Origin of the sequence: Paraliobacillus sp. JSM ZJ581 (assembly GCF_044383835.1) — a bacterium.
GTDB lineage: Bacteria > Bacillota > Bacilli > Bacillales > Amphibacillaceae > Paraliobacillus.
This window is the reverse complement of the sequence record NZ_JBISEP010000002.1, coordinates 236,991-254,072: the sequence shown is the minus strand read 5'-3', so window position 1 is coordinate 254,072 and position 17,082 is coordinate 236,991. Positions and strand designations below refer to the sequence as shown.

The 17,082-nt window shown below is 34.0% G+C and carries 16 protein-coding genes; 9 read left to right on the top strand and 7 right to left on the bottom strand.

Annotated elements, in window-relative coordinates; genetic code table 11:
* Nucleotides 1-540 precede the first annotated feature (540 nt).
* From ACH6CY_RS02915 to ACH6CY_RS02905, 3 genes are all read left to right on the top strand, one after another.
* Nucleotides 541-1,185, top strand: coding sequence for a hypothetical protein (locus tag ACH6CY_RS02915; RefSeq protein ID WP_374065733.1), 645 nt, complete (start codon nt 541-543; stop codon nt 1,183-1,185).
* Between the two features lie 11 nt (nt 1,186-1,196).
* Nucleotides 1,197-1,859, top strand: a complete 663-nt coding sequence (locus ACH6CY_RS02910) for an ATP-binding cassette domain-containing protein (RefSeq protein ID WP_374065732.1) — start codon at nt 1,197-1,199, stop codon at nt 1,857-1,859.
* A gap of 620 nt (nt 1,860-2,479) precedes the next feature.
* Entirely contained in the window at nt 2,480-3,430 is a 951-nt protein-coding gene (locus tag ACH6CY_RS02905; protein WP_374065731.1) for a hypothetical protein, read from the top strand.
* 471 nt (nt 3,431-3,901) lie between these two features.
* On the opposite strand, the gene ACH6CY_RS02900 is transcribed toward ACH6CY_RS02905, so the two are convergent.
* From ACH6CY_RS02900 to ACH6CY_RS02890, 3 genes are all read right to left on the bottom strand, one after another.
* Nucleotides 3,902-4,495, bottom strand: a complete 594-nt coding sequence (locus ACH6CY_RS02900) for a DUF2812 domain-containing protein (RefSeq protein WP_374065730.1) — start codon at nt 4,493-4,495, stop codon at nt 3,902-3,904.
* Nucleotides 4,495-4,839 carry a PadR family transcriptional regulator gene (locus tag ACH6CY_RS02895; RefSeq protein WP_374065747.1) on the bottom strand — a complete coding sequence of 115 codons (345 nt, stop codon included), beginning with the start codon at nt 4,837-4,839 and terminating at the stop codon, nt 4,495-4,497. Before ACH6CY_RS02895 ends, ACH6CY_RS02900 begins: the two co-directional genes overlap by 1 nt.
* 519 nt (nt 4,840-5,358) lie before the next feature.
* Nucleotides 5,359-6,609 (bottom strand): dicarboxylate/amino acid:cation symporter, encoded by a 1,251-nt coding sequence (locus ACH6CY_RS02890; protein WP_374065729.1) that lies wholly within the window; start codon nt 6,607-6,609, stop codon nt 5,359-5,361.
* Between the two features lie 229 nt (nt 6,610-6,838).
* On the opposite strand from ACH6CY_RS02890, the gene ACH6CY_RS02885 reads away from it, so the two are divergent.
* Nucleotides 6,839-7,687: a sulfurtransferase gene (locus tag ACH6CY_RS02885; RefSeq protein ID WP_374065728.1), complete on the top strand. Its 849-nt coding sequence runs from the start codon at nt 6,839-6,841 to the stop codon at nt 7,685-7,687.
* A gap of 491 nt (nt 7,688-8,178) precedes the next feature.
* On the opposite strand, the gene ACH6CY_RS02880 is transcribed toward ACH6CY_RS02885, so the two are convergent.
* The 4 genes from ACH6CY_RS02880 to ACH6CY_RS02865 all read right to left on the bottom strand — a co-directional run bounded on the left by ACH6CY_RS02880 (nt 8,179) and on the right by ACH6CY_RS02865 (nt 12,032).
* On the bottom strand, nt 8,179-8,865 hold the full coding sequence (locus ACH6CY_RS02880; protein ID WP_374065727.1) for an ABC transporter ATP-binding protein: 687 nt from the start codon (nt 8,863-8,865) through the stop codon (nt 8,179-8,181).
* Nucleotide 8,866: 1 nt separating this feature from the next.
* Complete coding sequence (locus tag ACH6CY_RS02875) at nt 8,867-9,901, bottom strand: FtsX-like permease family protein (RefSeq protein WP_374065726.1); 1,035 nt, start codon at nt 9,899-9,901, stop codon at nt 8,867-8,869.
* Between the two features lie 74 nt (nt 9,902-9,975).
* Complete coding sequence (locus ACH6CY_RS02870) at nt 9,976-11,355, bottom strand: sensor histidine kinase (protein ID WP_374065746.1); 1,380 nt, start codon at nt 11,353-11,355, stop codon at nt 9,976-9,978.
* On the bottom strand, nt 11,355-12,032 hold the full coding sequence (locus ACH6CY_RS02865; RefSeq protein ID WP_374065725.1) for a response regulator transcription factor: 678 nt from the start codon (nt 12,030-12,032) through the stop codon (nt 11,355-11,357). The genes ACH6CY_RS02870 and ACH6CY_RS02865 overlap by 1 nt, the downstream gene beginning before the upstream one ends.
* A 259-nt stretch (nt 12,033-12,291) precedes the next feature.
* Here ACH6CY_RS02865 and ACH6CY_RS02860 point away from each other — a divergent pair, with 259 nt between their 5' ends.
* Genes ACH6CY_RS02860 through ACH6CY_RS02840 form a run of 5 tightly spaced genes read left to right on the top strand, consistent with a single transcriptional unit; the run spans nt 12,292 to nt 17,028 of the window.
* Nucleotides 12,292-13,287, top strand: a complete 996-nt coding sequence (locus ACH6CY_RS02860) for a LacI family DNA-binding transcriptional regulator (protein ID WP_374065724.1) — start codon at nt 12,292-12,294, stop codon at nt 13,285-13,287.
* A gap of 3 nt (nt 13,288-13,290) precedes the next feature.
* Nucleotides 13,291-14,172, top strand: a complete 882-nt coding sequence (rbsK, locus tag ACH6CY_RS02855; RefSeq protein ID WP_374065723.1) for a ribokinase — start codon at nt 13,291-13,293, stop codon at nt 14,170-14,172.
* Nucleotides 14,173-14,174: 2 nt separating this feature from the next.
* Nucleotides 14,175-14,570 (top strand): D-ribose pyranase, encoded by a 396-nt coding sequence (gene rbsD, locus ACH6CY_RS02850; protein WP_374065722.1) that lies wholly within the window; start codon nt 14,175-14,177, stop codon nt 14,568-14,570.
* Nucleotides 14,571-14,588: 18 nt separating this feature from the next.
* Nucleotides 14,589-16,088, top strand: coding sequence for a sugar ABC transporter ATP-binding protein (locus ACH6CY_RS02845; RefSeq protein WP_374065721.1), 1,500 nt, complete (start codon nt 14,589-14,591; stop codon nt 16,086-16,088).
* Nucleotides 16,089-16,092: 4 nt separating this feature from the next.
* A complete protein-coding gene (locus ACH6CY_RS02840) occupies nt 16,093-17,028 on the top strand; it encodes an ABC transporter permease subunit (RefSeq protein ID WP_374065720.1) in 936 nt (311 codons plus the stop codon).
* The last annotated feature ends 54 nt before the right edge of the window (nt 17,029-17,082 follow it).

Here is a 17,082-nt window from a genome sequence, read left to right as displayed (position 1 = left end):
GACTTTTTCAATGGAACAAGAAAATATTTGATTTTGATTTCAAACATGACTTAATTAGGAAGTATGAATAATTCAGGTTATTTTGTTCTTATGATATTAATGATTTCTATCGTATTTATAATTAATCTCCAGATCTATGTATCAATATTAATTCGTTATTGTGTGAATACATTGAAGCGATTACCTCTGCAAATATTGCAAGTTAGCCTCCTTCTTATTTTTACGATTTGCGGATCCTTATCTATTCTATTTGGCACAATATTATTATTGGAAATGCTAGAGGCTTTTTTAGGTAACACAGAGTATGCACAGCTTAGTATTAATTCATTATATATTTTCAATACGGTATTTGTCATTGCTATAATTTCGATTGTATTAAAATTAATAATAAATCGATTAAATTTAAATGTTTTGTTTCATAATCGAGACCTGAGTTTTGAATTGAAAACAACTATGTTAGAGAAAATACATTGGAAAGTTTATGGCATTTTTTTGTCAAAAATTCAAAAACTCTTATTTGAAAAAGATATTAAACATATAATGAGAAATAGCAAAGTGATGCTATTTGTTCTGGGATTAAATCATCTTGTTATTTTTGGAATGATGACTTTCTTTTTCCTTATGATTTCGGAAATAAGCGAGAACGATACTTTTATAGTGAAATTTTATTTTATGTTTCTGATTGGCCATATGATTTTAATGGGGCTTATTTCTATTGGAAATAAGCATTTTACAAGTTCGGAAAGTGATTTTGATGTTGTGAAAGGTTACCATATCGTATTGCCAAAGTCCGAAATAATTCATGTGAAAGTGAAGCTTTTAGAAGCATTTGTGTTTCCGAAAATAACAGTTATTTATGCAATATTTATTATTACAGTCCTAATTTTGAATGAATATACATTAGCATTAATATTTTTATTCAATTATATCCAATGCAATCTATTTGCAAAAACATGGAGTCTTTGGATAGTGAAGGAGTCAAATAAAATGAATAGTCAAAATCAAATTCTATATTATGTGAATGCCGGACTGATCTTGGTATTTTTAATCATTCTAGTGCAGACATTTAATAGCACAATAGAGAATTTTTTGTTATTTCAAATGTTGGTGTTAGGAATGTTAACGTTGCTGTACTGTTTCCATTTGTTTATTTTTAAAGATTATAAGAAATTTAGAACGAATTAAGGGGTGGGAATATGTTAGAGGTGAATCAATTAACGTTTGCTTATGACAATGAGAAGAATGTATTGGATAAGGTTTCATTTAATTTGGAAAGTGCAAAGATTTATTGCTTGTTAGGTGTAAATGGAGCAGGTAAGACAACGCTGTTTAATTGTTTAAGTGGCTTTTTGAATAGTAATTTTCCGTTAGATAAGGAAATTCTCAAGGATAAGTTACTTTATATTCAAGATGAAATGCATTTTTATCAAAACCTGACTGGACTTGAATTTACGCAACTCATCTTTTCTTTGAAAGATAAACAATTAAAGATTGAAAAATTTGATGAATTACTTAAAAAATTAAAAATGACGGATTTTAAGAAAGAGCGCATATCTATCTATTCTTTAGGAACAAAACAGAAACTCGTGTTAATCATTGGCTTACTATTAGATTACGAATACATATTAATGGACGAACCATTTGCAGCTATTGACTTTATTACGGCGGAAGTCATAACCGATGTTTTGAAGGAAGTGAAAGAAGATGGTAAAACGATCGTTGTTTCCACTCATCAACTAGATATCGCGCAAGAACTAGCGGATGAGATTTTGTTTTTAAATAACGGACAAATACATCAGATTTACAACAACTTCAAAACTCCGAATGAATTGAAAAAGTATATTCGAGCATATATTTAGTTTTGGTCGTGATAAAATGATTGCCAAATATTAATAAAATAATAGGCAGATCTTGATATTGTAACAACGATATCGTTTTTGAGAAGTTTGATTTTGTCGTATGGGGATTTTTGAACGAAAAAAAAGGGAAAAGAGTAATGATAATATTTGGTGTTTATTTATTAACTTTAACCGCTCTTATAGCATTAATTATCGAAGTAATTGTTAGAATTTAATTTCCAGAGGTAAGAAAATAATTTTACATATTAAGGAACATGATGCATTACGTAATATGTTATTCTTAAATGAGATTGATTTGGAATTAGAAGAAGTTCAAATTTTAGGATCTAATAGACATTCTTATCATCCCCTTAAAAATACAATTTAGAATCCGAAGTTTTGATTTGAAGGCAGTTTTTGACCATAATCTATCTTTGCATGAAGGAGGACATTATCTATCGACGAATCAAAATGTTCAAAAGCGAGAAAGGTTTGTGTTTATTTTAAGTGTTATTGAAATTAATAGACTCATTATTATTCCGATGTTTATTTTTTTAGCCTTTATTTTTAATGCTGAGAACCACTAGTATTGCATTAATTAAATCAGATGATTCAAAATACTAAGAATGTTCAAAAATTAAATGTCCGTAGAACAAAAAATCCTTTACAATGGAAGTACAGGTGGTTCCTGTCCAAATCCAATAGTAAAGGATATCCGATATGAACAAGTGTCCACGAGGAGGGTGATATCTATATTCAGCCAACCATATTTACAGGTAATGAATAATAATATTAAAAAATTAATCTTCTTTAACATTCTTTTTTATATTAATAATTTTAGTGTAATATTTCTAATATACAAATTTGAAATGATAGATATTGTTGCAATATGGTTTTTTACACCTTTTATTTTAATTTTATTTACTACTTCTATGATTGAAATATCGAATCAAACGAATCTTAAGCCGATTAAGAAATTGTCATTGATTGACTTTTTAATTAGAGTCATAGTGCTAATAATTAATTTCCTTGCTATTAGTGAACTTATATACCTAAAGTTAGAGTACTTAATACTTATAGAAGTGATCTTTATGCTGGTTAATATAACTATTGAATTAAATATTTATAAAAAAATGAGCCTTATTATATATAAAGATAAAACAATAGATGAAGACTTACTTTCAAGTAAAGAAGTTAATGACTTGATTAAAGATCTTGCTAACGAACAAACCATTTTAAGAAATAAATTCCCTGATGAAAAAGAAGAAATCCTAAAGAGTTATAAATTAACTTCAATTATGGGATATTCAAATTTGTTAATGTTATTATTAATAGTAGGAGGGGTTATTGCGTTTGAATTATTTGGTGAAGTTCATGGGTTAAAAGTATTATTGGTTGCTTTGTTACTTGTAGGAATTTACTTCCATTTAACAAATAAGAAATTTACTTTATTTTATGGAGATGATAGCAATCAAATAAAAATTAAATTAAGAGACAATACCTCATTTTTATTTGGATTAACCATTATATATGTATTACATGGGTATATCTATGTAGGAACAGGAACGTTTAACTTTCTGGAATCTTCTTAGCTACACTATTTTTTTTACCAACTTTAACAACAAATCAATTAATAAGAAAGAAGTTTCATAAAACTAATATGAAATATATCAGGAAATAGTATCTAATATTATTATTAAAAGCAAAAATGTTTATGGGAAATTAAATATAGTTCTATGCACTTTTGGGGATGACCAAAGCATCTATCAACATTGGGCTAGCTTTATCTAATGTCTTTTGATTTGAATTTGATGCTTTGGTGGGATTAGTTATCTGAATAAAAGAAAAAAATAAATTGAGTGTCAATATCAATATAACTGAAAGGAGGTCAATTAAGGAAAAAAAGTAATAGATACCGAATTTGACTTCTCTGAGGGTTTACAAGAGAAGGTGCTGCGGCTAATATCTCTTGGCTATTCTTGGTTATCATCTATCAGTCTTTCAAAAAGGAATGTATTGTTGTAAAAGGTTTTATTTGATTAAATAGCGTTTTATCTAACCATTTAATCAAATAAATTTTGTTCTTTTTTCAATTCTTTAATTTTCTTTCTCAATGGTAATGATTTTCTGAAAAAGAATAGACCAATGATTACAAGACCAATATCTAAATAAATTGTCATTCTCATATATTCCGACGTGTATCCATCTGTTCCTGTGTCAAAGAAAATACTTGTAATTAACGTAAGACTATCATACCAAATCGGTAAAATACACATGAAGAAAAGAATATTCCATATGAAATTAATACTTTGGTAATACTTGATTTTTGAATTAATATCTGAGTATATGTTGAATTCACCTAAAGCAGATTTTCTTCTGAAATATTTCGACCTCGTTTTTGTTTTAATATTTTCAATATCTATTTCTCCCATAAAATCAATATATGCTGATTTTTCCTTGTTATTAATTATTTCTTGTTTAAGAAAATCAATTCGATAAATATATTCGTCGGATTCACATTCTTCAAATATGTAGTGTCCATTGGAAATTTTACTTAAAGCCAATCCTTTACTACACATGCTATTTAACCACGCTTCTTCTTTTTCAAAATCGATGAATATTCTCTTTAAGATACTTCTTTTTATCTTAACTGTCATCAATGATCCCCCTCACTAACTTTTAAGCCATTATTATAAAGCTCTTTCAATCTATTTATTTCTTCCTTTAATGCATCCTTACCAGAATCAGTCAATATATATTCTTTTCTTCTTTTGTCTTTATTAAAGGAATTAAGTTGGATCCAATTCTTTTCAAGCAGAATACTAATTGCACCGTATAGTGTTCCGGGAGCAAGATTTAGACGGCCATTCGTTAATTTTTTGACATTATTCATGATTCCATAACCGTGCATAGGAGTTAATAGCGAAAGCAATAAATAATAAGTTGATTCAGAAAGAGGGGGTATTGGTTGTGTTGTGGCATTAAAATCAACTCCATAAATTTTTTTTCGTCTGTTACGTTATATCGCCTCACGTTATATTATGCGATTATTATATCGCCAAACGATATAGTTGGCAATAGGTGGAAGGACCTGTGTTTTGTTTATTTTCATAATATTTTTAGAAGTAAATTCTTTGAAATATTACCGTATAAGAGAAAATAATCGGGTAGCAGTCATAGTTTGGATGGATGGGTTGGGGCACTCAATATAAACAAGTGTCCACGAGGAGGGTGAACCCTATATTCAGACAACTATACTTACAGCTGTTGTTGCTGATCGTCTAGGTGACATTAGATATTGAACCAGAAAAGTGATGCTGCTAAGAATGAAGATACATCTAAAGTAGACTTAATAAGAACGACTGAAGACAGCAATATGCAATAACAAGCAGCAGTGGATATATAAATGAATAAACCACAAGAAATCTTTAAACAAGTTGATCCCTTGTGGTTTTTCTGTAAATCTACAACTTTCATCATGTAAAAATCCCAGTGTTGTCACCTAAACTCTTTATAATTATTATTCACTATCCACAGCCAACTGACTAGCATGTGTAGCTTTCTTTTCTGATTTATCCACTACTGCTGCCCCGATAATATCTCCTACGACATTCGATGCGGTACCGCCCATTCCGATTAAGGCATCAACCCCTGCTATTAGTGCAACAATTTCTAGAGGAAGGTCAAAAAGTGTTAAGACGGCGGCTAAGGTAACAAGTCCCGCTGCTGGAATGCCGGCTGTTCCAATCGAAAGAAGTGTCCCCACAATAACAATTGTAACAAGGTCCATGAGAGAAAAGTTAGCTCCTGTTACATTTGCTGCGAACACAATTGAAGCTCCCATTCGAAGTGCACCACCATCGGAGTTAAAGACAGCCCCTAATGGCAAGCTGAAATTGACAATTTTGTCTGAAATACCAGCCTTTTTAGCGCTTTCCATCGCAACTGGTAATGTGGCAATACTACTAGATGTGAAGAATGCGGTAGTAAAAGCTTCTCTCGTTTGAGCGTAAAAATGTCGAACGGGCACTTTGAAAATTCGAAGTATACCAGTGTAAATAAATGCCCAAAGCAAAATAATTCCAAGATAGAAGACACCAGTAAATTTAAGTAATGAGGTAAATGTACCCCAACCTTGTGTTCCAAAGGTAGAAGCAGCAATGGCAAAGATTCCAATTGGAGCATAAAGAAGAATCCCGCTTAATATTTTAAAAAATAATGCATCTCCTGCTTCAAATAGTTCTTGCAAATAAGCGCCATAACGTTTCATTTTTTCATCATTAGAAAAATTCATATTGGAAATCGTGAATCCAACAATGATAGCAATAAATAAAATCGCCATTAAATTACCGCTACTAAAAGCAGTGAATAAGTTGCTTGGTACAATATTTAAAAGTACGTCTGAGAAGCTTGGATTTGCTGGTTCATCAACAGATACACTAGGTAACGATAATGATTCACCAGGGTTAATCCATAATGCTAAGCCGAGACCAATTAAAACTGCAGCCGCTGTAGTTGTTCCGTAATAAAGAATCAACTTTCCGCCTGTTCTTCCTAATTCTTTCGGATTCATTTTATTGACTGCAAGTACGACAGTTAAAAAGACAACCGGTGTTGCGATCATACTTAATAAATTTATTAATATGGTACCGAGTGGCTTTAATACCTCAGCTGGCGGGCCAACTATGACGCCAACAAGAATACCTAATACGAAACCAATTGTCATTTTTAGTATAAAAGAAGAATTTTTATATGAGTTCCATAATTTCATTTTGTTTTCACCCCTAATGTTTTGTCCTGCTTACTCATTATAAACGAGAGAGACAGATGAACAAAATTATAGACCTTTAACAGGGTGATTTTATGTAAGTGTGGGTGTACGTCAAAGTGTTGATTTGTGATAAAATTAAAGTAAGATTAGACAAAAACGCTAGTAATGAGAATGAACTTTTCATAAGTGTCGATATAAAAATAAGTATAGAGAATAGGTGGTTGATAAAATGGATGTTGCTGTGACAAAAGAATGGTTAGTACAACAATTGCAGAATGAACAAGTAAAAATTGTGGACTGTCGATTTGAATTGGGTGATTCCGATAAAGGTGCTGAGCTATATCATCAAAGCCATATTCCTGGTGCCTTTTATTTTGATTTGGAAAAGCAATTATCTGCCCCTGTTTCAAAGCATGGGGGAAGGCATCCGCTTCCAAATATTGATCAATTTAAACGAGAAATTGAGAATTTTGGAATAGATCATACAAAGACGGTAGTTGTTTATGACAGTGGGGAATGCCAATATGCAAGTCGATTTTGGTGGTTACTTACGTATATTGGACATGAAAATGTATATATACTAAACGAAGGATTTAAAGGGTGGGTTGAGGTAGGCTATACGACAACAAGTGAAATTCCTGTTTCAGAAGCCTCTACATTTAATCCAGTTGTGCAGCAAGATATGTTAGCTAGTTATGATGAAGTGAAGGGCATAGTTACCGAAAAGAGTAAGTCTACTATCTTAATAGATTCACGTGCCAAGGAAAGGTATGTAGGAGAAGTAGAACCAATAGATAAAAAAGCAGGCCATATTCCGGGTGCGATAAATAAATGTTGGACAGACGCTTTAGAGCAAGGTTCCTTTAAAAATAAGGAAGAGCAGAAAAAGCGTTTTTCAGAATTGGATCCGCACCAGCCAATTATTGTTTATTGCGGATCCGGAGTGACTGCTACCCCTAATTATATTGCTTTGAAAATGGCAGGCTATCAAAATGTGAAGCTGTATGCGGGAAGCTATAGTGATTGGGTTTCTTATGATGAAAATCCTGTAGTAACTAGAGAAGAATTTCAGAAGTAAGTACAAACAAAAAAACTAAGATACTAGTCTGTCATCTTGATAAACAAAGCATGCTAGTATCTTTTTAAAAAAGTCTATCTCTCTCTAGTAATTAAAAGAAACAAAATGTCTGTCCCATTATCCTTTAATATATCCTGATAGTCGTCCTCTGATGACGAAATTACCTAGTATGATATAAATGGAATCGCTTTGCTAATATTATAAAATTTTGTACGCCACTGGGTAATTTGACTTTCTGCCAGGTTTTGAAGGGCGCCCATTACTGGTCAGCTTCTAGAGTTTGTGATGATGGCGATAAATAAGAATTCGTGTCATACTTTCACGAACAACAATAACGAATGTTGATACGGAAAGTGGAAGGGTAATTCAACGTAAAGTACAGAGAAATCATGCTCCATCTATTTTGTTTAATTCGATTATAGAGGCTGTGATATGTTCATAGCAATGATGGAACATGAGTATCGCAATGGACAATACGTAACGGGACAAGACTAGACCTCTTGTTCCATTACGATGCCATCTTTCATTTTAATGATGTGATCTACATAAGTGAGCATTTCTTCATCATGTGTCACGACTAATGTTGTAAAGCCAAGTGTTTTGGTTAACTCGCGAATGAGCTTCATTACTTCTTTAGAACGTTTAGAGTCTAAGTTTGCAGTAGGTTCATCAGCAAAAAGTATTTTAGGTTGGTGAATGATTGCACGCGCGATTGCCACGCGTTGTTTCTCTCCGCCTGATAAAGAAGAAGGATAAGCTTTTTTTCTTTGCTCAAGATCTATAATCTTTAAAATCTTATTTATTTCATTTTTTTGTTCTTGCTTGTTTAAGATTGTTTCAGAAACATCTAGCATTAATAACAATTGTTCTTCAACGGTAAGAAAAGGAACCAAATGTGACGATTGAAAAACAAACCCAAAATCTTTGGCGCGAATTTGGCGTATTTGCTCCTGATTTAAGGCAGCAATATCTTTACCCTTAAAAACGATTTGCCCATCAGATGCGGGTTGGAGTCCTGCTGCAATAGTAAGTAGCGTACTTTTACCAGAACCAGACGCTCCAACTAATGCGGTCACTTCTCCTTCTTGAAGAGAAAGATTAACGCCTTTTAAAATCTCTTCTTCGACTTCTCCATTTATAAATGATTTACGAACATCTTTAATTTCGAATATACCCATTTTATACATCTCCTTGTTGAATGGCTTGTAGTGGACCGACTTTTCGTATTTGTAATCCAGAAACGGTGGCGCCAATAAATCCAATGACAAAGAAGACGAGCGTTAATTGTATAGTAGTTATGATTGATAAACTAAATGGCATACCATCAGGTGCAATGCGATTAAATAGTTGACTTAATAAAATAGACAATAGAAGTGAAGCCGATGTAATAACAAACATCTGTGTCCACATCATTTTAAAAAGCGTGCTTGTCTTTACTCCAATTGCTTTTAAGATGCCATACAGGCCGATTTTTTGTACATTCATCATGTAGAAGAAAATCGCAAATAACATACCGCTAATGACAACTAAAAACCAGACAATCATATTTAACGACATCTGTTCGGCGCTATAGCTAGGAATCGTTTGAAGAAATGTTTTATTAGAAAATGACTCTAATCCACTAAGTGATAAGGAATCATCAGCATCTGGAAGAAAGAGAAGTTGCATTTCTTCTGTGCGATACATTTGTTTGTAATCTTCTGTATGGATGTAAGCTACCGGAGAATGGCTATATTTTTTTTGGTTAACAAATCCTTTGACGACAAACTCGCAATCGAATTGGTTATTTGTTAACGTATCACCAGCCTCAATACCGTCCTCTTTTAATGAATTGTCGAGGATAATTTCTCCTTTTTTAACATTTTCGAAAAGGTCCGAAGCTGTCGATGTCATAAACACAACGCCATGTTGTTTGTCTGCATCATCGTTCACAAACCCTCTTTGGATGGAAAAGGCAACGCTATTTGAATGCTCGGAAAGAATGCTTTCCTGTGTTTCGTTAGCTATACTTGATAAATTATATGTTTGCTCCGCATCGTCACTCATATAAAATTGTCCTTCAGGTAAATCTTTAATAAGTGACGCGTTATCATCAGACAATCCGTTAGCTAAACCTGAAATAATAAACGTGAGTAAGCTAATTAAAAACACGATCGAACCTAATATAAGGAATTTGGCTTTGTTTTTCTTCATTTCTTTCCATGCTATGTTCATAGAATTCCCTCCAAAACTGTTTTACAATATTAGTTTAAAACAGTAATATGAACGGAATATGAACAAGCGGAAAATTATTGAATCGGTAATTCAACTATGAATGTTGCCCCTTGATTTTCTTGGCTTTCCACTTGAATGTTGCCATTATGTAGTTTTACAATACTAGCAGCAATCGATAGACCAAGTCCTGTTCCTTCAATCGTTCGCGAACGGGAGGTGTCCACTCGGTAAAAACGGTCAAATATTCTTTTTCTATTCGCTTCACTTAAGCCAATGCCAGTATCTTCAAATCGAATACAGACGGTTTTCTCGGTTTGTTCAATTGCTATATTTATGCTGCCGTTTTCGCTATTATATTTTATTGCGTTCGTGAGTAAGTTATCCCATACAGCATATAGTAACGACGTATCACCGGTGATTTCTGTTTCTGGTAGGGAATAGCCAAGCATGAACCCTTTCTCCCCAATTAGCCATTGATAATTTTTAATAAGTTCTTTGAGTTGGGTGTCCAAACGAAATACTTCTTTTTTGACAACATCTTCATTTCGATCTAATGAAGCAAGTAATAATAGTTGTCGTGTTAATGTCGAAAGCCTTTTTATTTCACCGTTTATAATTGAAATATACTTTTCCTTCTCTACTGGACTTAAAGTTTCATCATGCAACAGATTCGTGTACCCTTTAATATTAGATAAAGGAGATTGTATGTCATGGGAAACATTAGAGATAAATTCCTTCCGTATGTCTTCCGTTTGTTCTAATTTGTTAGCCATACCTAAAAAGCTTTGCGATAACTCACCTAATTCGTCATGACGCTTAATATCTAACGCTACATTAAAATCACCTTGAGATAATGTTTTTGTCGCCTTTGTTAATTTTGTTATCGGCTTGATTAAATATTTTGTACTTAAAACGACCATGATAATGCTTAATATAATTGCAAATAGAAGCATCCATGCAAATAATGTACGCATTTCATTAAATAAAAGTTTAATATTTGGTCGAAGGAAAAGTGCATGATCTTGGTCGTTGTATGTTAAGGGAACTCCGATCGTATTAGCTAATTCATTAGCAAAAAATCCAGTTACGAACGTACCGTCTGAAAATTGAAGCATGCCATGAAAGACTTCGCCATTTAATACGTTTTCTATGGTAGATTTACTCAATGTGTTATCTCTAAAAGGTGAGCCAAAAAATTGGTTCTCACCATTTGGATTTACTAAGTAAAGATGATAACCAATATGCCCGATATTCTCTAGATATGCTTCTAAATCAATTGAGGGGTGTTCATTTACAAATGCGGCAATGTCTAATGCGATCTGTGTGTTTTTTTCATCATTATAGGGTTTTAATTTTACTTGGTAATAAGCATTAGATAATAGAAAAGAAATCACGCCACTTGCGATCATAATACCGATCGTGATTACAACAAATTTTAAATAAAGTGACTTCATCATCGTTTTTCCTCTAATGAATAACCAACACCTCGTACAGTTTTAATTTGAAAATCATCGGTTAGTTTTGAAAAACGTTCTCGCAAACGTTTAATGTGAACATCCACTGTACGTTCATCTCCTTCATAATCTACTCCCCAAATTTGTTCGATTAGTTGTTCGCGGCTAAAAACTTGCATTGGATGAGAAGCTAAATAATGTAACAGCTCAAACTCCTTTAAAGGTAAAAGGGTAGTCTGCTGTTCAATTTGCACTTCATAACTTTGCTGATTAATTGTTGTATTACCTAATTGAATAACTGTTTCATCGTCTTGTTTATCGTATCTTCTTAACAAAGCTTGTATTCTAAATATCAATTCCTTTGGCTCAAATGGTTTGACTAAGTAATCATCTGTACCGGCTTTGAATCCTTGTTCTTTATCCTCGATTTGATTTTTCGCTGTTAATAGGATAATAGGTATATTATATTTTTTTCGCATTTCTTTTGTTAAATTATATCCATCCATAAAAGGCATCATAATATCAACTACAGCAAGGTCACATTTTTGTTGTTTTAGTTTGGCAAGCGCCTCAATACCGTCCTTTGCTTGCACTACATTGTAGCCAGCCTGAGTTAAATGAATGGTAACAAGATCTAAAATATGAACATCATCATCCACAATTAAAATTGTACCCATATCCATCCTCCAATTGGGTCATTGGGGTCAGTCCCCTTTGTCCCATTTTTCTCTTATTCAAAATTGTATATGATTGCTTCGTGTATTGTCTATGGAGAAGGTGTTTTGGCTTGAACAATACGAGTGATATATTATTTGGCTTTAAAGTAAATATTTTTCCTTGACATTAGTTAGCTTTCATTTTAGGATGTGTGTAACGGGTTACATAAAATTTTTTTTAACAAAAATGTAACCCGTTACATTAAAGGGATGTGAGTGAATGACGACGATTAGAGATGTGGCAAAATATGCACAGGTTTCAGTTGCGACTGTTTCCAGAGTACTAAATAAAAAAGGCTCTGTTCAGCCCGCTACAAAAGTAAAGGTTGAAAAAGCAATTGAAGCGCTTGATTATAAGCCAAATGATGTTGCTCGATCACTTTTTAAAGGAAAATCTAAAATGATTGCGCTCCTTGTACCGGACATTACTAACCCTTTCTTTCCAGAGCTTGCAAGAGCGGTAGAAGATCTATGCAATCAAAATAGTTATACTTTTATTCTTTGTAATACGGATAATTCTTATGGAAAAGAAATAACATACTTAAATTCACTACAACAAAAATCAATTGATGGCATGATTATTGTTTCTGACACAATTTCTCCCGATTATCTAGCGAAACTAAAGGTGCCAATTGTCCTTTTAGACCGTGTCTTTGATAAAGAAGATTATTCTTATGTAAAAGTGAATAATCGTGAAGGAGCGCATGAAGCAACAAATTATTTAAAACAAATTGGTTGTAAAAAAATTGCGCATATTGCCGGTCCTTCATCTGTGTTGAACGCAAAAAATAGAAGGCAAGGTTACCTTGATGCAGTTGCCCATGAATCTTGGTTTTCCAATGATTTAATTATTACATCTGATTATGACATGAAACCCCAAGCATCAACAGAGGATATTAAAACATTGCTACAAAAACACCCAGACATTGATGGGATATTTACAGCAAATGACACGATTGCGATTAGGACAATGAAAGCAGCAGAAGAAATGCAAATCAAAATACCTGATGACTTATCCATTATAGGGTTTGACGGCATATCTCTCGGAGAAATAACCTCGCCGTCTTTAACGACAATGGCTCAACCCATTTATGAAATGGGAAGAAAAGCAGCTAGTATGATTATGGATGAAATAAACGACCCAAGCTTGCCAAAACGGGTGGAAAAATTGGAAGTAACCTTTATGGAACGTCAATCTACACGAAAGAAGGGATAGAGAATGGGCAAGGTATGTGTGATTGGAAGTATTAATATGGATTTAACGATAGAAACTGACAGAATACCTGCAAAGGGTGAAACGGTTTTAGGAAACCGGTTTAACGAGTATCCCGGTGGTAAAGGTGCCAATCAAGCGGTTGCGGCTTCTAGACTTGGTGCAGAAGTTGATTTTATCGGTGCGGTTGGAAAAGATTTGTTTGGAAAAAAATTAAAAAAGCACCTCCAATCAGAAGGTGTTCAGACGAATGGCATCATTGAAACCGACACGATAGAAACTGGTGTTGCTAATATTATTCTGTCTCAGCAAGATAATCGGATTATTGTAGCACCAGGAGCGAACAATGCTGTAACACCTACTGTTGTGGAACAATTTGAAGAGATTATCAAGAACGCAGATATTGTATTACTACAGCTTGAGATTCCAATGAAATCAGTGGAACGAGCAGTAGATATTGCATGGAAGCATCAAGTTCCAGTTATCTTGAATCCAGCCCCATATCAGAAGTTATCGAAAAGTATGATAGAAAAAATAACGTATCTTACACCAAATGAATTAGAAGCTGCTGAAATGCAAACTGAAATAGGCATAGGCGATTTAATGAGCAAATTAATAATTACAAAAGGAAGCGAAGGGATTACTTTTTCGTCAGATAGAGAAACGAAGAAAGTAAAAGGTTTATCTGTAGATGTGAAAGATACGACCGGAGCTGGTGACACGTTTAATGGTGCATTATCGATGCAGTTGGCGGATGATAAGTCACTCGAAGAAGCTGTTTATTTTGCAAACGCAGCTGCTGCATTATCAGTTACAGAGCGAGGTGCACAAGGAGGAATGCCAACCAAGCAGGCGGTGATAGATTTTATCGAAAAGGAAGTGAAGTAAACGTGAAAAAGCAAGGGATTTTAAATAGAGAATTGTCTGCAGTGTTTGCAACACTCGGTCATGGCGATACTGTGATCATTGCAGACTGCGGATTACCAATACCAGCTACAGTGAAATGTGTCGATCTGTCTTATAAAATTGGGGCGCCTGATTTCAAATCTATTTTTGATTCAGTAAAGGAAGATGTGACATTTGAAAAAGTAACGCTTGCCAATGAAATCAAGGACAACAACCCTCAGTTAGAAAAATATATCGAAGGTGAAGCTGGCAAAGCAGAAGTCGCCTATCTGTCACATCAAGAATTAAAAGAGTCCATATCTAAAGCAAAAGTAGTTATTCGTACAGGAGAAGCGACGCCATATGCAAATGTGATTTTGCAGTCTGGTGTAATATTTTAATGAAAGAGAGTGAGGAAGATGTCTGACACACCAATCATTGAAATGAAGCATATTGATAAATCATTTGCAGGTAACCAAGTACTATCCGACGTGCATTTTGATATCCAAGAGGGAGAAATTCATGCCTTAATGGGTGAGAACGGTGCAGGGAAATCTACGCTTGTAAAGGTACTAACAGGTATCCACCCAAGAGATAGCGGGACGATTCAATGGAGAGGAAAAGAAATTAACTTTTCAAATCCAAAAGAAGCAGAAAAGGAAGGAATTATTGTTATTCACCAGGAGCTAAATATCATTCCATATTTAACAGTTGCTGAAAATATGTTTTTAGGCAAGGAGCTCACCTATGGTAAATCGGGTATTATAAACTCTAAAAAAATGGAAGCGCAAACAAAGGGTATATTGGGTAAATTAGGTGTGTCAAATATTGAACCAACTGAAGTGGCAGGCAGTTTATCTGTTGGAAAACAGCAAATGGTTGAAATTGCGAGGGCGCTTGCAACTGAAGCAAAGGTTATTATTATGGACGAGCCAACGGCGGCTTTAACAGAACGCGAAATTCGTAGCTTGTTTAAAGTAGTTCAAGATTTAAAAAAACAAAATGTAAGCTTTATATATATTTCCCATCGTATGGAAGAAATCTTTGAAATATGTGATCGAATAACTGTATTACGTGATGGTTCCTATGTTGGAACGGAGATGGTAAAAGAAACAAATCTCGAAGCTGTTGTGAAAATGATGGTTGGGCGTGAGCTTGGCCAACGCTTTCCTGAGAAAAACAACGATATAGGCAATGTGATTCTTGCGGTGGATAACTTTTCCTCGCCTGGTTGGTTTGATGATGTATCCTTTGATGTGCGGCAAGGTGAAATACTAGGTGTTTCTGGATTAATGGGTGCGGGACGATCGGAAGTGATGGAGGCATTGTTCGGTTACCGTAAACGTAGTAATGGTCAGATAAGATTAGATGGAAAACCATTGAAAACGAAGCATCCAAAGGATTTGATTGAACAAGGAATTGGCTTTATTACCGAAGATCGTAAAGTAAAGGGACTTTTACTGGAAGCATCAATTCGTGAAAATATTGCTTTAGCTAACTTCAAAAAAGTATCAAAGAATCAAGTTATTCAAACGAAAAAAGAACGTAAGCTTGTTAATCAATTAATAAAGCGACTAAATGTGAAGGCAACAAATAGTGAACAGCAAGTTAAATCGTTAAGCGGTGGGAATCAACAAAAAGTGGTTGTTGCTAAGTGGCTTGGCATCGACCCAAGGGTTTTAATTTTAGATGAGCCAACACGTGGTGTGGATATCGGGGCTAAGAAAGAAATCTATACGATTATCAATGAACTTGCAGAAAATGGTGTTGCGATTATTATGGTGTCCTCTGAGTTACAGGAAGTGCTTGGTGTCAGCGATCGTGTAATGGTTATGCATGAAGGGAAGGTAAAAGGATTCTTTGATCGTGATGAAGCAACACAGGAAAAAATTATGTTAGCAGCTACGGGAGGGGAATAAGCATATGTCCTACATTAAAAAAAACATTTCAATTCTCGGTCCATTAATTGGTTTAATTGTATTTTCAATTTTTCTTGGAATTGTGAATGAGAGCTTTTTAACTTTAAACAATATTTTAAATTTACTTCGTCAGATTTCTGTTAATGCACTAATTGCGTTTGGAATGACATTTGTTATTTTAACAGCAGGAATTGATTTATCTGTCGGCTCGATATTAGCATTAGGAAGTGCTTTAACAGCAGGGTTGTTATCCAGTGCAATGGATCCATTGCTAGCGATATTTCTCGGATTGTTGATTGGACTTGTACTCGGTGCAATAAATGGAATCATTATTACTAAAGGAAAGGTTGCGCCATTTATTGCGACATTGGCAACCATGACAATCTATCGTGGAGCAACACTTGTATACACGGATGGTCGGCCGATTACAGGTCTTTCTGACAGCTTCACATTTGAAATGATAGGAAAAGGTTATGTTTTTGGTATTCCATTCCCAGCGATTGTAATGATTATTATGTTCCTGATTTTATATTTTGTTTTAAAAAAAACTGTATTCGGAAGGAAAGTTTATGCCATTGGAGGAAATGAAGAAGCTTCTATTCTATCAGGAATTAAGGCAGATCGTGTGAAAATATGGGTTTATTCTTTAACAGGGATGTTGTCAGTTCTTGCAGGAATCATTATTACTAGTCGATTGAATTCTGCACAACCAACAGCTGGTGCATCGTATGAGCTTGATGCTATTGCTGCTGTAGTAATTGGTGGCACTAGTTTAACAGGTGGACGGGGCCGTATCATTGGTACGTTAATTGGTGCGCTAATTATCGGTGTCATTGATAATGGACTAAACTTAATGAACGTTTCTTCATTTTATCAGCAAATTGTAAAAGGCGGTATTATATTACTTGCCGTACTACTGGATCGGAGTTCAAATAAATAGTTAGTAAAAGATGTACTAGCATCTTTTCTATAAAATATGTTCAAGGAGGAATGT

What these genes read in the sequence shown, in the direction of transcription:
- ACH6CY_RS02880 (WP_374065727.1), bottom strand. Translation starts at nt 8,865, where the DNA reads ATGGGTATATTCGAAATTAAAGATGTTCGTAAATCATTTATAAATGGA.
- ACH6CY_RS02845 (WP_374065721.1), top strand. Translation starts at nt 14,589, where the DNA reads ATGTCTGACACACCAATCATTGAAATGAAGCATATTGATAAATCATTT.
- ACH6CY_RS02915 (WP_374065733.1), top strand. Translation starts at nt 541, where the DNA reads ATGAGAAATAGCAAAGTGATGCTATTTGTTCTGGGATTAAATCATCTT.
- ACH6CY_RS02910 (WP_374065732.1), top strand. Translation starts at nt 1,197, where the DNA reads ATGTTAGAGGTGAATCAATTAACGTTTGCTTATGACAATGAGAAGAAT.
- ACH6CY_RS02885 (WP_374065728.1), top strand. Translation starts at nt 6,839, where the DNA reads ATGGATGTTGCTGTGACAAAAGAATGGTTAGTACAACAATTGCAGAAT.
- ACH6CY_RS02900 (WP_374065730.1), bottom strand. Translation starts at nt 4,495, where the DNA reads ATGACAGTTAAGATAAAAAGAAGTATCTTAAAGAGAATATTCATCGAT.
- ACH6CY_RS02875 (WP_374065726.1), bottom strand. Translation starts at nt 9,901, where the DNA reads ATGAACATAGCATGGAAAGAAATGAAGAAAAACAAAGCCAAATTCCTT.
- ACH6CY_RS02860 (WP_374065724.1), top strand. Translation starts at nt 12,292, where the DNA reads ATGACGACGATTAGAGATGTGGCAAAATATGCACAGGTTTCAGTTGCG.
- ACH6CY_RS02890 (WP_374065729.1), bottom strand. Translation starts at nt 6,609, where the DNA reads ATGAAATTATGGAACTCATATAAAAATTCTTCTTTTATACTAAAAATG.
- ACH6CY_RS02870 (WP_374065746.1), bottom strand. Translation starts at nt 11,355, where the DNA reads ATGAAGTCACTTTATTTAAAATTTGTTGTAATCACGATCGGTATTATG.
- ACH6CY_RS02905 (WP_374065731.1), top strand. Translation starts at nt 2,480, where the DNA reads ATGTCCGTAGAACAAAAAATCCTTTACAATGGAAGTACAGGTGGTTCC.
- ACH6CY_RS02865 (WP_374065725.1), bottom strand. Translation starts at nt 12,032, where the DNA reads ATGGGTACAATTTTAATTGTGGATGATGATGTTCATATTTTAGATCTT.
- ACH6CY_RS02840 (WP_374065720.1), top strand. Translation starts at nt 16,093, where the DNA reads ATGTCCTACATTAAAAAAAACATTTCAATTCTCGGTCCATTAATTGGT.
- rbsK (WP_374065723.1), top strand. Translation starts at nt 13,291, where the DNA reads ATGGGCAAGGTATGTGTGATTGGAAGTATTAATATGGATTTAACGATA.